We start from the raw sequence: 15,624 nt of genomic DNA on the forward strand, positions 1-15,624 counted from the left end.
CATGATCCGACTCGCTGGAACGTGGGCTCTCGCGCTGGCGGCGCTGGGCGGCGAACTCATTGATTCGATGGACGATCTCCGGGCGCGCCTTTCCAAGGACAAGGTGCGCGTCGAAACCGTGGAAGGGAAGTTCGGAAGAGCGGCGCGTTTCGCGTTCGACGACGGCTGCCAGAGCGTGTTCGCCATGACGTCGATCCGGGGCGCCCCGGAGTGGGATCGCGCGCGGGGGTTCTCCTTCTGGGTCAAAGGCGACGGCTCCCGCCGCTTCGGGGGCCTCCAGTTCATTTGGAACGAAGACTACTCCGCCCGGTACGACCTGATGTTTCCCATCGACGGCACCGAGTGGAGAAAGATCGACGTGGCCTGGGAAGACCTGGTGCCCGTCCTGCCGAAGTCTCCCTTCCTCGACCCGAAAGGTCCGCGGACGCCCTCGCGCCTCTCCGCGCTCTGGTTCGGCAAGTGGTGGTACTGGCGCGACTACGGCGCGCATTCCTACGCGATCGACGAGATGCGCCTCGAAGGCGCGCTCGAACGAGGCCCCGCGCCGGCCGCTCCGGGAGGGGCGCCCCTCGAGCGGGTCCTGGCGCGGCTGAAGGCGGGCCGGCCCGTCACGATCGTCACGATGGGCGATTCGCTGACCGACTTTCAGCACTGGGCCAACAAGCCCGTCAACTGGCCCACCCTCCTGGCCGCGCGGCTCAAGGAGAAGTACGGCTCGGAGGTGCGCCTGATCAACCCCGCGATCGGCGGCACGCAGCTCCGCCAGGGGCTGGTGCTCCTGCCGCGGTGGCGCGCCGAGGCGCCTGAACCGGATCTTGTGACGATCCTCTACGGGTACAACGACTGGGACGCGGGGATGCGGGGCGAGGAGTTCCGCGAGACGCTGCAGGAGGCGGTCGACCGCGTCCGCCGGGCCACGGGCGGCCGGGCGGATGTGCTCCTCCTGACGACGTGTCCGGCCCTCGATCGGTGGACGACGATGTCTCCCCTGGCGGAAGCGGTGCGCTCGGCGGCGGCGGATCGGCGGGCGGGCCTGGCCGACCTGGAGAAGGCCTTTCATGCCGTCCCCGAAGCGGAGCGCGAAAAGCTTTTCTGCCGCGACCGGGCCCACCTGGGACCCGCGGGTCACGAAACCGTCGCCGGGACGGTCCTTTCCGCGATCGAGAAGGCCGGGCGCTGAGACCCGCGTCGCGCGACGCGGCACGAGGGGTCGGCCTGGGGCCGTGGCCGTGAAACCGCGCTACTTTTTGCCGCCCGGTTTCAGATGCCGGTCGAAGAACGCGTAGGTCGCCTCGAGCGTCCGCGCGAGTTCCGGCGGACCCCAGCCGTGGCCGGCGCCCACGATTAGGTCGGCCCGCCCCGGCACGCCCGCCGCCGTCATCGCGTCCACCATCGCGTAGACCTGGCTGTGAGGAACCAGCGCGTCCTTGGTGCCCTGAAAGTGCAGAATGGGCGCGTCGCCTTTCGAAACGTAGGTGATCGGCGAAGCCCGGCGGTACTCTTCCGGCTTTTCCTGGCGCGAGCCGCCGATCCACCGGGCGACGATCCCGCGGCTGGCCTCCGGGAAATCGGCCGAGACGAAGTCCGTGGGTCCGAAGAAATTCACCACCGCCTGCACCTGGCTGGGCTGATCGGCCCAGCCCCCGTCGCCCTCCAGTCCGTCCCCCTTCCCCATCACGCCGAGCATCATCGAAAGGTGGCCTCCCGCGGAAAACCCCATCGCGCCGATCCGATCCCGGTCGATGCCGTACTTTTCGGCGTGCGCGCGCAGAAAGCGGACGGCGCATTTGACGTCCTCGATCTGGGCCGGAAAGAGCGCCTTCGGGACGAGGCGGTAGCCGACCGTGGCGGAGACGTATCCGCGCCGGGCGAATTCCCAGGTCAGGGTATCGTGAGCTTCCTTCCGGCCCGCGGCCCAGCCGCCGCCGTGGATCACCACGACGCAGGGGAGCCGATGCTCGGCGGGATCGAAGGGCCGCCCCTCCACGGACCGCGGCCGGGCCAGGTTGAGCTTGAGATCCTCGCCGCCTCCCTTCCCGTACACGACGTCGCGTTCGAAGAGGACGTCGTCCGGCGGCCGGGGGCCGGGATCCTGGAGCGCGAACGCGGCGGCGGCGCCCAGGAGCCAAACGGCGAAGGTTCTCATGATGGATCCTCCCGCATTTGGAGCTTCGACCTCTCTCCGGACAGTACGCCGGATTCGGGAGCGGCGGGGACTTCTTTTCTGAAATCGCCCGGCGCTCCCGGGGTATAGTAGCCGGTCGGTTCGCACGAGGGAGGCCGGCATGACGGTTTTCTGGGCGGCGGTTCTGGTGCTCGCGCAGAGCGGGGGCGACTGGCCGCGCTTTCGCGGGCCCGGCGGAGACGGCGTCGCCCCGGCGGACGCGGATCCGCCCGTCGAATGGGGCGAGGGGAAAAACGTCGCCTGGAAGATCGCGCTTCCCGGGCGGGGGAGATCCTCGCCGGTGCTTCAGGGGGGCCGTCTTTTCGTCACCTTCGCGCGCGAGCGCGGGGTGCGGCGGACGCGCATCGGTCCCGACGACATGCAGGTCGCCGAGCACGTGGCCCTCGGGGCCGCGGGGGTGGACGCCGACTCCGGCAGGATCCTCTGGGAGACCCCGCTCCGGGAAATCGACGGGCCCGATCCCGTTCACTGGCTCAACAGCTGGGCCACGCCGACGCCGGTGGTGACGCCCGGCCGGCTCTTCGTCGACTTCGGCGGGTGGGGGACCTGGTGTCTGGATCCGGCGACCGGAAAAGTTCTTTGGGAGAAGCGCATCCCCCTGGACCACCAGGTGGGACCGGGAAGTTCGCTCGCCTTCGAAGAGGGGTTTCTCGTCCTCGTTCGGGACGGACGCGACGCGCAGTTCGTAACGGCGCTCGATCCCGCGACCGGCGGGACCGTGTGGAAGACGGATCGGCCGCCGGTCCGGACGGGCCACCCCAACACCCGGAAGTCGTTCTCCACGCCGATTCGGATCGAGGCGGGAGGGCGCCGCCGGCTGGTCGCGGTGGGGCCCCACTGGATCGCCGCGTACGAGCCGGGCACGGGGCGCGAGGCCTGGCGGCTGCGGCACGGGGACGGATTCTCGATCGGTTCGGCGCCGGTGTTCGGACACGGGAAGGTGTACTTCAGCACGGGCTGCATGAGGCCGCACCTGCTGGCGGTCCGTGCGGAGGGCGAAGGGGAGCTGGCGCCCTCGGCGGTCGTATGGCGCGCGGAGAAAGGCGTGCCGGTCATGTCGTCGCCGATCCTGGCGGGAAATCTCCTCTATTGGACGTCCGACGAAGGGATTTTGACGGCGGCGGACGCCCAAACGGGCGAGGTGCGTTTCCAGGCGCGGCTGGGCGAGGGGCACCTGGCGTCTCCAGTCCTGGCGGCGGGACGGCTCTATTTCTTCGGCCGCGAGGGCAAGGCGACCGTGATCCGTCCGGGGGCCTCCTTTGAGAAGATCGCCGAGAATCGGATCGACGGCGTGGTCATCGCGTCCCCGGCGGTATCGGGGCGGGCGCTCTTTCTCCGGACGGACACGCATCTTTACCGGATCGAGCGCCGCGCGCCGTGAGACCTTGACGGCGCCCGGGCCTCCTCGCCGTTTTCACGCCTGCGGCCGGCCTCTTGGGGGCCGGTCGCTGTCCTCGACTCGGGAGGGTGTTCTCCTGGGACTCGCCCGCAGGACGCGGGCGTCCGGTTGCCCCTCGTCCCCGTCATGCACCTTTCTTCCTTGGCCCTGCTCTACCCTGTCTTCTCCAGTGTCCAAGGAAATCGGGTGCGCTATAACTCTGAGATTTCTCGTGGCGCTCCCCCTGTCGGAAACCAGGCCCCGGAAAGACCGAGACCGAAGGACCATCAGGGTATGCCTTGCTTAGCGAGAAACGCCAGAATGTCTTGCTCGTCTCTAGGGTCAAGTCGCTTGAATGATCTGACCTCATAATACGCCGGTGCCCTGGGTCCAATCACATCGGCGAGATCGAAGGGCGGCTTCAATTCTTCAAAATCCTCGCATTCGATAATATATGTCCACCGGCCTTCGTTGCTGGGACCCCAGTACTTCGAAATTTCTCCAGGAAGCGCTCTCCGAACGTCGCGGAAACGGGTGACAAATTGGATCTGCCGCTCACCCGGATCACAATCACTTCGGTTCTTGCTGATGAGGATTATCTCCCCTTTAGCCCACGGATCAGGACATCCCGCATACGCATGGACACGGTTTTGAAGAACGCCGCCTATCGTATCCTTAGACGTTTTGAACAAATACATTCTACGATCCTCCCGTCGTGCAACACGTCCGACCGAATGCCCACATACAGGTCGCTCCCCATTGGGGGCCACCGAATGAATATGTCAGTCTTCCGACCGGATCAGCGTTTTCCCGCTCCTCGTCACACCCAGAGTTTCCCCTCTTCGCCCGCCGTCCCCCTTGGGGAGCCAAACGAGCCCGTGGCGCACGAAGGAAACGTTGCTTCATCCGCGCCGACCGGAACTATTGAAACACCCCCCATTCCAGGCCCGAAGGGGCACGCTCTCCGTCATGCGAGCGCCGGACCGGAACCGGACGGTCTGCCCCTCCCGGAACCGCTTCTTGCTTCGCTCCGGATCCAAGAATCTTAAACCCTGAGATTTATCGTGCCCTTAATTTCGGGAGAGCAGGCCCAAGCGGCGATAAGCCCCAGAGACACGTTCATGCGACTTCATCATACTCCTCAACCTCGATCGAGGCCCGCACGGCGTTACCGGCGATCTCCGTGAGCGTGCATTCCAGATAGCGCACATCCGGAGGCATGGCTCCCTTGCGGCTCCGCTTCCAATAACTGAACGTGACGGTCGCCCCCTTGGGCAGGATGGGAGGATGCGTCGTTTCGTCTCCGAGAGCAAAGCTCCGGGAGCCCATGAAACCCTTGTGGGTGTAGTACGTGACCTTGAGCCGCACCCGCCAGATGTGGTCGGCGGAAGCGTTCTTCAAGACAATTTTCTTGAGGGCCGTGTTCCTTCTAGGGAATCCTGACGTCATAATCTCGTACCCGACAACCTGCACGGCACCCGAAGACGCAGCTTTCCGCAGCGCAGAATTGGTCGACGCCGCGCGAGAAATCGCCGGAGGCAACTCGTCCTTGAAGTTACCCGCACTCATCCAGTCGCTCTTCCCATCGATGTCCACGGCGGCTCCAACGGCCTTGAGACGATCAAGAAGGTTCTTCCGACCCTCCGTGTCTTTCTGGTCTCCATCCTGAATCACCACATAGTTCAGACCATCCACGTCGCTCACGCTCCGGATCTCGCCCACACGCACGATGACGACGTTTGCCCGTTTCATCCCCAGCGCCATACCCGTCTCCAGGAGAACGTTCGGGCGCGGTTGCCTCTGCTCCTGCTCGGCGGACCGCCCGCCAACGTCAAGATCGGGACGGAGACGCGCGAGATCATCGCCGCTCCACAGCGCGACCACCGCCACCGCCCCCGCCAGCCCCGCCGTCACGACCTCCAGGTTGTAGGGGCTCCCATGACCCGTCTCGTTGACGAGGCTGTTCCATTCGCGCGGCTCCAGTCCGGCGCGCCTGAGAAGCTCAAACATGCTTTCCCGAAGTCCCTCGTTCCGGCCGTGAATCACAAAAACCTTCCTGGGATCCGGTTTGGCCACGGCATTCTCGTTCACCGAATCGCTTCCTCTCGCGGGCACCTTCTCGTCCTTTACACCATGGGAAGAGGCAGAAGCACACTTCGTTCGATAAGTGTCTGGAAGTGCGTCCCGAGGGTGATCGCCAAAGCCCGGTCCCGAACCAGGAGCCCCAGCTCGATGTTCCGCTCCAGAGCGGCTTCCGTCAGATTCGCCGACGTCACAAAGACCGTCTCCTCGTCCGCCAGCACCGCCTTGGCATGAAGAACACCCCCTGGACCCTCCGCATCCAGCGCGCGGGGATCATAGAAAACCCTCGGGCGACGTGCCCCCGGCCAGTCGCTCGTCCAGAATCGGTCAGCAAAACGACGCACGAGATCTCCCGGCGGCCCCAGCTCCCCCTTCCGCCGCTGGATGTTCATCAAAAGCGTCACCTGCAAGCCCGGCTTCGCCTCCATCCGGCGCGCCAGGACCTCGAAGGCTCTGGGACCGTCAAAAAACACAAACGTGCTGATCCAAAGCGAGCGCTCGGCCGAACCGAGAAGCTCCTCGTAGACCCGACGAGTCTGCCGGGCATGAAGACCCGGCACCTCAGGACCGGACCAGACCAGGTCCGGCCTGCGAACCCGCGCGGCCGTCTTTCCGGCCGCCCGGATCAGCGCCGCCGCAGCCGATGGGGAAACGCCCAGACATTGAAACTCTCTCAGAGCGCCGGCGACCCCTTCCACCCCCGAAACGTCGCCCAGCGCCGAACCCACCGATACGGGAGACGAGGACAGATCCACCAACCCTGCCTCCAGGGCGTCCGCCAAGCGGTCCCGGAGGTGCGAAGGAAGTTCGAAGAGATACTCCATCATCCGGCCGACTCGAAGAAGGCGGCGTCCGTCAAGCCGATAACAGGAACCAGGAGCGCCCGGTCCAGATAGTCGTTCCTCATCTCGCACGACGTCTCCGCTACCAGAAGACAGCCGTGACAGGCCGCCCCCAGCAACCACCTTCCCTCCAAGCTCTCCCCTGGGGCATGATGGGCGCAGATGGGGTCGTTGGAACACAACTCGCTCGACCGAAGCGCCTGCCGGAGATGCCCCGCCATGTACCTCCCCTGATGAACCAGTCCCCCCAGCGTCCCCTCGGCGTCCGAGCTGCTGGTGTACAGGAGAAGCCCATAGCGATCGCCCTTCAGATCCACATAGATGCGCTCGCGAATGGAACTCGCCGGATAGCCGCAGCGCATCGCCAGGGACTGGATCAGAACATGCGAGAGACTGTGCAATAGAATGTAGGGACCGCCGGGGAAAAGACGCTTGCTCCGGCGACCATCCGTCCATCTCTGGTGACCCCTCATCAGGGATTCCAGGCGACGTCTCACCCCCGGCCGTTCCAGCCAGGTCCGAACCGCCTGCGTCCGGAACTGGAGAAAGATCCCCTCCCCGCGGTTCTCCACCGCCGGGAACCAGGACGGCTCAGAGGCGATCGAGGCCCGCTGAACGTCCGTCTCGTACTCTCCCTGGAGGTCCGGCAGCTCCGCCTCCAGGCGGGTGAAGCCGATGAGGGTCGTCACCTCCCGCAGGCGGTGAAGCTGAATTACGGCATCGATACCATCGAATTCCCCCGGTTGCCGCCAACACCGGTCCGGGAGACGGCGGGCATGGAAGTCGGGGTTGACGGGGACATCCTCCCCAAACCCCTCCGGCGCGGCCAGGATCGCCTCCAGCTCCACCTCCTTGATCGGCCGATCCCCGCCGACACCCTCCTTGGCCCGGCGGATCACCTCCAGGACCTCGGAATCCGAAAAGGGCAGGAGCCTCTCCGAAATCCTGGGCTTCTTCTTGAGGACCGCCAGCTCGGCCGGACCGTCCACGATCTGAAGATACTCCCAGAACTCCCGAACCACCTCGTCCACCTTCGACGAGCGATCCGGCAAGGAAAGAACGCTCATGACTTGGGGAAAATAGGCATTCGAGGCCGTACGATTCAGAAGCCGGCTCGGCTGGTTGCATCCTTCCGCCCCCCCCGGCCCCAGCCAGGGCCGCGCTCCCCGGCAGGTACCCAGGGGATTGAGTTCCAACTTCGAAGCCTCTTGAAGGTTCCTCGACTTCCCACAGCTCGCGCACCGCACCACCAGATCCCCCAGGCCCCCGCTGATCCCCCGCTCGTCCAGCCAGAGCTGCCCCTTGCAGGGATCGCCCTGACCATGGACGTAGCCATACCAGTCGATGTCGTCCACATGCCCGCGCGGACAAGCGCGCACGAAACGAATGGCCACGGTCGGAAGACCGTCGAATTGATTATTCCTGTCAAGCACCTTCCGATGGACGAGCCGGCGGGACAAGACCCGCTCGTCCCGCGGCCCCTTCTCCTGAACCAGAAACCATTCGGGAAACCTGAAAACCACGACCGGCTTCATCGCGCGCGGATCGTCGGAGGACGCCGGGGGGGCATAAAGTCGAACCGCGGACATCTTCATCAGCGCGGCGATTTTCCGGGCCAGCCGCGGTTCCTGGATCTCCTCCAGCTTGCCCTCCTCCGGCCACACGTCCAGTCCGCCCACAATGGCGGAATCCTTCGGTAAATCGATCAGAGCTCCTGGTCCAAACGTCGTTATGAGCTGGCTCCGGCGGATCTGTCCCACGGAATTCATCCTCGATCCTCCGCCGCCTATTGCCTCAGATCCTTCAGGACTAAGTCCACCTCGGGCTCCACCTCCCGGAGAGATCGAGGAACACGGAACTTCCGATGATGTTCGGACTCGAAGTCCTTCTCCAACGGATCCCGCAACAGGGCCTTGGCCAGCTTCCCCTCCCATTGCTGATATTGAATCCCCACGCCGCTTTTGCGGAAGTCCTCGGACACCGTGATCCAGGAATCCAGGAGATCCACGATCCGGCTCTGAACACTCTGAAGCCGCTCCTCACGCTCCTCCTCTTCAAGGGATTGACGCCGCAGCCGCTCCTGAAACACCTCGAGCAGACGCCGTTCCACCGCGGCCCGAACCTCGGAAATCTTCCCTGCCCCGTCGGGAGGCGTCAGCTCGACCACCCCGTGGCGGGCCAGCGCCACCATGGCCCCGGCCAACCCGCGATCCAGGGCCCGGGCGGAGAACGGGGTCACGCTCCCCGGCTCGACCGACCTATAGAAGGTCTCGTGATAATGCCGGAATCGCTCATAGTGCGATCGGTCCCGCGGCTTGTGAGGAATCAGAATGGTCACCACAAGGCCGGGCTTGCTGTCGTCCCGCCCCACCCGGCTGGTGGCCTGAATGTACTCCGTGCAGGTCTTGGGCTGGCCATGGACAACCATAACCCCCAGCCGGGGGATATCCACGCCGACCGAGATCATGTTGGTCGCCAAGACGCAGTCTACGCTCCCGTCTTCACGATGCGCACACTCCAGCCGGCGGCGGGCCTCCGCCACCTTGTGGGTGGGAACACGCGACGTCAGTTCCAATACCTCCGAAAGGTTCCTGCGATCGCTGAAAAGGCCTGGGTCCCCCCCGAGCCGTCGCCTCAGGCCGTAAGTTTGGATCGTGTTCTGAATCTGCTCCTCGATGACTCTGCGGGACCCGCCCAGTTCCCGGAGGCTGTTGAAATACCCCACCACCGTCATGTAGGGATCCGCCGGGTTCTCCTTCCTGGAGATCACGCCCGCCTGCCGGTACAGGCGCTCGGCCGCCCCAAGGAGCGCCAGCCACACTCGACGCATGACCTCCTTCGAGCTCTGCCCCGCCGCCGCCACTCCGAGATAGAACCGGCCGGCGACCGAAGCCAAGGGTTGCACGCGGGCAAAAAAGGAGTCCCGCCGGTCCGGTCCGGGAGGCGGGAAGATCTGCGTTGTTCCCCGACCGAACAGGGCTTGAACCTGATCCTGGGCCTGACGAACCGTGGCCGTCGAAGCCACGATTTTCGGACGGACCGTCCGGTCGCCGATCTTCCGGATACAAAGCCCTTCGATGGCGGTCTCGTAGAGGCCTGCCAGAGTTCCCAACGGTCCCGAGACGAGATGCAGCTCGTCCTGAATCACCAGGTCCGGCGGAGGCAGCGAATCCGGCAGCGGATTGCCCCTCCCGGGCTCCGCGGGCCCATAAAAACCCTCGTTGTCGTGCCGGTCGGCCCCGCCCAGCAGAACGCCGCAGGGACCCACCCAGGGGAGCGAGGCGAATTTGTCCACCGTGGCGATCAGGAACGCCGGGAGCCGCCGGTAGATGGACTCGTCCACCGCCACAATCGGCAACGGGCGGTCGCGCGTGAAATCGCAGTCCGGGTTGGCGCAAACCACCCTGAGGTTGCGGGGTTCGTCTTCGTCCGGCTCGAGATCAAAGGATTCAGGCTGGAAGCGGGTCCCGCACCAAGGGCAGGCTTCGAGAGGGATAGGTGGGGGATTGCCCTTGGGGTTTTTCTTGTACCGTTGGGTCTTGCTCCGGGCCGTATCCTGGCGGTTGTCCCCCTTGCGCCCCATGATATTGGGCGTGGCCGCCTTGCCGACCCACAGGCCGATCTCGAAAGGCCATGTCCCATACCGCGCCTCCTGGCCCCGCCGCTCCATCTCGAGCGCGCAAACCAAGCCCGACGCCCGCATAAGTTGATCGAGGGTCAAAAGCCGCAGGGTGTACCGCATGATGACGCTCACCCCGGCTCCGGCGCGGCCCTGGGCGGCCGGGTGTTTCAGCCTCCGGTAGACCATGGCAAAGGCCGCCAGGCCCAGGTAGGCCTCGGTCTTCCCGCCGCCGGTGGGGAAATAAAGGAGATCCACCGTCTCGCGGTTCCGATCTTTCGGATCGGCTAACCCGGACAGATTCAGAAGAATAAACGCCAGCTGATAGGGATACCACTTCGGAGGCCCCGACAGCTTTTCACCCAGTCTCTGATGGAGCGCCCGGGCCACGGCACGGTTGGCTGTTCGGAAGGCTTCCAGGACATCCGGATCCCGCGCCAGAAGATCGATCCCCTGCCCGATGCGCCGACAGGCGAAGGAAGCTCGCTCCAGGAGGACCTCGGCCGTCTCCCGGTGACGGCCTCCGAAGCTCCCAAGCTTCTTCCTCCAGCCGGCGATCCACTGTTCATATTGCCGGGTCAGCGAACGCAGGGCCGCCTCGGCGGCCGGACCGTCCTGCAGCGCTCCCAGCGCATCCATAGAGAGCTCAACCTCGGGCACCTGGCAAGCCGCGGTCTTGGGGACTTCGACCCCTGGGAGCCATGTCGTGCGAATCGCCCGACACGTCCCGTCCTCCTGAACTTCCCAGTCCGCCGAAACCCCGTGCCCCACGGCGAACTCCGGTGTATCGGCGTAGTGGAGGTCCGCCACCCTCTCGTCCCACCCGTCCGCCTTCAGACCCCTCGGATCGGAACGCGGCACGAGCGGCCGGTCGCTCGACACCTCCAGCGCGGCCTGGAAGATGTAGGAAAGGTCGGGATTTTCTTTATTGGGACTCCGGCGGTTAACCAGGAACACGGAAACCGACCGGCTTCCCGGAGCAATCCTGTCCGACAGATCCCCGCCGGCGATCTTGCGCTCCAGGACATGAAGCTGAAGGCCGCCGGAATCCGGAACGTCGTAGACGCGGTCCCCCTTCAACTCGACCCGGATCTTTTTTTCTCGAGGCCGCCGCTGCCAGGCCTTTTCTGTCTTCCCCTCAGGGCTCTGGATCTCCACCAGCTCGTAATCCCCCCAGCGCACGACCCCTTCGAACTCATGGGCCTCCGGCGGAACCAGGAAACTTAACCCCATCGAAGAGGGGAAATGCCCCCTCTTGGCCGCCCTGCGGTCCTCGGAGTTTTCTTCGGGGAGGCCCTCGTGTTCGAGAACCTCGTCCAGATCTTCATCCTCGCCGGGAGCGCAGCGCTCCTCCGGCGGCGTTCCGGTGGGAATCAGAAACCCGGTCAGATACCAGTTGGAAGGACGGATCCAATAGGGGAGCTTTTCCTCCGCCAGGGCGTGACCGCTCCAAGGGCCCACGAGATCGAGCCTCAGGGCCTCCACCAGACGTTGGCGCACCTCGAGAGAGCTCGAAGGAGAGCTGCCGTCGTTGCCTTTCGGGTTCATCAGGCTAATAATTCCGTTTCGAACGCATTAAATCCACGATTCCGTAACGCCGATTCGTTCGGCCCCGCTGGAACCTATAAGAGATCCGCTCCCATAACTTCCTGATCCGCATTGCGCTTGCGCCGATTGCGTCCGGGGCGTTCCCGGCGGGCCGCGCCGCTGAGGGCTTCCTCCCTCGCCCGGCGGGCGTTGAGTTCCAGCAGGCGCGCCAAGACCTCGTCCCGGATGTCGTCCGGCCACCGGTACCGGTAGGGTTTTTTCTTGTCGCCCCATTCCTCCTCGTCGATCTCGTAGTCGAGTAGGAATTCGTATCGGGTCGGGATGTCCGTCCAGCCGTAGGCATCGAGGACCGCGCGGTCCATGGCCGCGTGGAGTTCGCGGAGCCTGAGGATGTCCGCCTGGCGTTCGTTGGGATCGTGAAAGCGGTTATAGGTCTTGGTCAGCCCTTCGTTGTTCCGGATCATGAGAGCGGCGCGGAATTCGTAGCAGACCTTTCCGGCGGCCTCGAGAGCGGGACGAGTGTCCCACCTCTCCGGGAAGGGGAATGTCTCGAAACAATCCGAAGGTGTGTATCGAAGCCGATCTTCAAGGGACGAGGCAAAGAACCGCACCCACGTTTCGTGGACGCGCGACTGGAGCACGGCGAAGGGGCCGTAGGAGTCGAAGGGAAAGACGCAGAGAGTGTGCGCAAAAACCGCATTTGCGGATAGCAGGGCGAACGCCATGTGCGGCGCGGCACCACAATTCACAGCCAATACCCGCTCCAGCCCCGCGATGGCGGCGTATAATTCCTTCGCAAGAGACCCATATTGCCACCACATCCTGGCCCGCTTGCGACCGATTTCGTTCTTGGTCAGTTTGGCACGCTCGGGGCGCACCTTCTTCTCAATCATCGCCATTAAATCCGGCCATCGCCTGCGGCATTCCTCCTCACTCCTCTCTCCGAAGTTGATGACGTACCGATGATGCTCATGCGCAGGGTGGGTGTTCACCTCCTCCCCCCCGATGTAGGGGAAAATAACCTCCTTGTTTGCCGGATCCTTTTCGATCAGCCGGCGCATCTCGGCAATCGGCGTCGCGATCCCGTCCCTGTCGCTGTCGTCGAACGTGAACCCCATGCCGAGAACATAGCTTCCAACAAAACTTTTACCTGCATTTGCGGTCAACCTGACCGGGTCGTCATGACCGCCCCTGTGGAAGAGGTACGCCGTGATCTTCTCCACTTCCCGGCCGTCCAGCCGCCGCGGGCCCCGGAACTCGCCCTTCATGACATGGACGACGCTCACCACCACGGCCGCCAGCCCGGGCCACTTGAGCCGCCTCCGCGCGCAGAAGATCTCGCCCCCATTCCTGCAGATCCACCGGAGACCGCTCGAGCGAGTGTCCCCCTGACCGATCGTCTTGGTAGCAATGAGCCCGAAGGCGCCTCCCTGCCTAAGGAGGTTGAACGCGCGCCGGAAGAAATGGGCGACAAGATCCGCATTTCCGTGGCAGTCAGGATGGATCTCCTGAAGCCAATCCAGGTAATAGTCCGGATTTCCCGCGATGATCGTGTTCTTGCCCCCAAACGGCGGATTCCCCAAGATCGCGTCGAACCCGGGATTCTCCCGTTCGAAGACCTCCGGAAACTCGAGCTGCCAATGGAAGGGGACAAGCGCGGGATTTCGATGTTCCTCCAGCTTCAGCAGACACTCCTTGTCGTCCTCCTCCAGGGCTTTCTCCAGGGCATCGGCCAGCCTTTGACGGCTGGTGTTGCGCTCCTTGGGCTTTGGGGACGAAAAGAACCCCGACACCACCAGGTCCCCGATGAGCTTAAGTTCCGAAAGGGCTTCGTCCGCGTCCCGGAGCTTCGCGGACAGTTCCACTTCGTCCGCCTCCGAAGACCGCCGGATCTCGTCCCGAAGGTGACGGCATTCCCCGATCCGCTCCTCGATAAGCGGCGAGATAAGCCTTTTCTGCACCTCTCCTCCGGCCTTCCAGTGGAAGACCGAGATCTGATCCAATCCCAGCCCCACCAGCGAATCCCCGTGACGCAGGGCGTGATCCAGGAACGTGAAAGCGTGATCCTTCGCCAAGGTCGCCAGCCACAGAGACATCTTGGCCAGGTCCACGGCCACCGGATTCCGATCCACCCCATAAAGGCAGTTCTGGGCCACCAGGCGACGGGCGTGAATCACTTCATCTTCGTCCGGGGGAATCGGAGGAACCTGATTGTGAGCATGCCAGGACTCGACCAGGGCGTCTGCCAGGAACCGGCAGGCTTCGACCAGGAATGCCCCGGACCCCATCGCAGGATCGCAAACCTTAAGATCCAGGATCTGCTCTGGCCGGGGCGGGCGGCCGTCCGGCCCGCGCAGGCGCTCCAGAATCGGCTCCAGGGTCGTCCGCACGATGGGCTCGGTGAGCTTCCTTGGGGTGTAGTGCGACCCGGAACGGCGCCGCTCTTCGCTGGGCTGAAGGACCATGGCGCCCTTGGAGACGCGGTCCGGCGTGGCGGCCTTGTCGATGAGGGGCTCGAGGGCGGCGTGGAGGTCCTCCAGGGTCTTGGCCTCCGAGATGCCTTTCTTCATCCTCTCGCTGATCCGGCGGTCGGCGCGTTCCTGGAGCCATTCGACCCGCTTTGCCGGGTTTACGGCCAGAAGGGCCTCGAGATCCACCGTCGTGGGGGCTCCCCACTTCTTCGGCGCTCGGATCGCCACCGAAACCCCGGCGGCCTTTTCCAGGCGGAACCCCATCATCGCCTGATAGACTGAGCCGATCTGCTCGACGTCCAGGGCGCGGTAGGATATGCGTTCGCCGTCCAGCACCAGAAGCTTTTCCAAAGTCCGGTAGACGGTTCCGTCGGGGACGCGAGGCGGTGCGATGGGGCCGTTCTGGCCGGCCCGTCGACCCTCAAGAAAGGGAAACCGATCCGGGTCGAAGAGCGTTCCATGCCGCGCGGGCAGGCGCTCCGCACCCAATTCGGCCCCCTCGTGGATCAGGCGAAACAAAACCAGAAGCTGCGGCCAAGCCCCGAACCGGTGGTCCATGGTGTCCGGATACAGAGCCGCATCTTCCCGAAGGCGCTGGTAGAGTCCGCCGAGCGAGTAGTATCGTTGCCAGGTTTCATTCCGGGGCAGCATCTCTTTCTCCTCGGCGTAGAAGAGGAACACCATGCGCAGGAGCACCGTCAGGAGTCCCCGGTAGACCTCGTCCGGATCCCGCGAAAGGGGGTCCTGGAGAAGCCGCCCCCCGGATTGTTCGTGGGCGGTCTGGAAACCCCGGAGGAGCTCATAGAGGGCGTGAAGGACCTGTTCGGCGAGCCGTTCGCTTACCTCGTTCTGATACTCCCGGCTCTCCTTGAGAAGGGCGGCGAGGCGCTTGGCGCGAGGCAGAGTGAGGAGTCGGGACTCCCCCAGGAGCAGGCGAAGCGCCGAGCAGATGGGCCGCCCCGCGACCTGGACCATGTCCTTCACGCGGAAGTCGATCCACCCGGAACTCTCTCCCCGGGGAGCGGAGATCAGGCGCAGATACCGACCGTTGACCAGCAATCCCGCGAGGACGCCTGTTTTGCGCAGGAGCCGCTCCATCCGACTGTGGGGGGACGCGTCGAGACCTTCCCCGACGCGCCCGGCCTTGTCCATGTCCTCGTTCGGCTCCAGAACCTTCACCAGGAGCTGCCAGGGCGAATCCTTTTCTTCAGGATCGGGATCGCGCACGGCGAAATCGGGCCGGAGGGTCTCGTTGTATTCGGGGAGGGGCACTTCGAGCTCGGCAGGGATGGGGTGTTCGGGAGTGCCGGCATAGTAGGTGGTGGAGAAGCTCCAACCGAGAACGGACTTCGCGAAGGACGGAAAACGCCTCGAAAGCGAAATTTAGAGCGCAAATAGCGTTTTTTAGTCCGATTCAAACGCCTCCGACCTGTCGTTTAGGACAGATTAGGACAGTCACCTCACGGCCCTCCGGCGCACCGAGAGTCGCGTTCAGCAAG

Annotated in this window: 9 protein-coding genes; 2 read left to right on the top strand and 7 right to left on the bottom strand. The window is 64.5% G+C overall.

The window, feature by feature from the left end; all coding sequences use genetic code 11:
• The first annotated feature begins 1 nt into the window (after nucleotide 1).
• Nucleotides 2-1,180, top strand: a complete 1,179-nt coding sequence (locus VNO22_02210) for a GDSL-type esterase/lipase family protein (GenBank protein HXG60164.1) — start codon at nucleotides 2-4, stop codon at nucleotides 1,178-1,180.
• A 60-nt stretch (nucleotides 1,181-1,240) separates the two neighbouring features.
• Here the strand turns inward: VNO22_02210 and VNO22_02215 are convergent, their stop codons facing one another.
• Nucleotides 1,241-2,146 carry an alpha/beta hydrolase gene (locus tag VNO22_02215; protein ID HXG60165.1) on the bottom strand — a complete coding sequence of 302 codons (906 nt, stop codon included), beginning with the start codon at nucleotides 2,144-2,146 and terminating at the stop codon, nucleotides 1,241-1,243.
• 139 nt (nucleotides 2,147-2,285) lie between these two features.
• Here VNO22_02215 and VNO22_02220 point away from each other — a divergent pair, with 139 nt between their 5' ends.
• On the top strand, nucleotides 2,286-3,566 hold the full coding sequence (locus tag VNO22_02220; protein HXG60166.1) for a PQQ-binding-like beta-propeller repeat protein: 1,281 nt from the start codon (nucleotides 2,286-2,288) through the stop codon (nucleotides 3,564-3,566).
• A gap of 284 nt (nucleotides 3,567-3,850) precedes the next feature.
• On the opposite strand, the gene VNO22_02225 is transcribed toward VNO22_02220, so the two are convergent.
• The 6 genes from VNO22_02225 to VNO22_02250 all read right to left on the bottom strand — a co-directional run bounded on the left by VNO22_02225 (nucleotide 3,851) and on the right by VNO22_02250 (nucleotide 15,397).
• Nucleotides 3,851-4,261, bottom strand: coding sequence for a hypothetical protein (locus tag VNO22_02225; protein ID HXG60167.1), 411 nt, complete (start codon nucleotides 4,259-4,261; stop codon nucleotides 3,851-3,853).
• Between the two features lie 421 nt (nucleotides 4,262-4,682).
• Nucleotides 4,683-5,654: a nucleotide-binding protein gene (locus VNO22_02230; GenBank protein HXG60168.1), complete on the bottom strand. Its 972-nt coding sequence runs from the start codon at nucleotides 5,652-5,654 to the stop codon at nucleotides 4,683-4,685.
• A 35-nt stretch (nucleotides 5,655-5,689) separates the two neighbouring features.
• Nucleotides 5,690-6,472 carry a DISARM system phospholipase D-like protein DrmC gene (gene drmC / locus VNO22_02235; protein ID HXG60169.1) on the bottom strand — a complete coding sequence of 261 codons (783 nt, stop codon included), beginning with the start codon at nucleotides 6,470-6,472 and terminating at the stop codon, nucleotides 5,690-5,692.
• Complete coding sequence (locus VNO22_02240) at nucleotides 6,469-8,256, bottom strand: DUF1998 domain-containing protein (protein HXG60170.1); 1,788 nt, start codon at nucleotides 8,254-8,256, stop codon at nucleotides 6,469-6,471. Before VNO22_02240 ends, drmC begins: the two co-directional genes overlap by 4 nt.
• A gap of 17 nt (nucleotides 8,257-8,273) precedes the next feature.
• Nucleotides 8,274-11,654, bottom strand: coding sequence for a DISARM system helicase DrmA (drmA, locus tag VNO22_02245; GenBank protein HXG60171.1), 3,381 nt, complete (start codon nucleotides 11,652-11,654; stop codon nucleotides 8,274-8,276).
• Between the two features lie 74 nt (nucleotides 11,655-11,728).
• The gene (locus VNO22_02250) at nucleotides 11,729-15,397 is read right to left on the bottom strand and encodes a DNA methyltransferase (protein HXG60172.1); all 3,669 of its coding nucleotides are present in this window, start codon (nucleotides 15,395-15,397) and stop codon (nucleotides 11,729-11,731) included.
• Nucleotides 15,398-15,624 lie beyond the last annotated feature (227 nt).

The organism is Planctomycetota bacterium (assembly GCA_035574235.1).
Taxonomy (GTDB): domain Bacteria; phylum Planctomycetota; class MHYJ01; order MHYJ01; family JACPRB01; genus DATLZA01.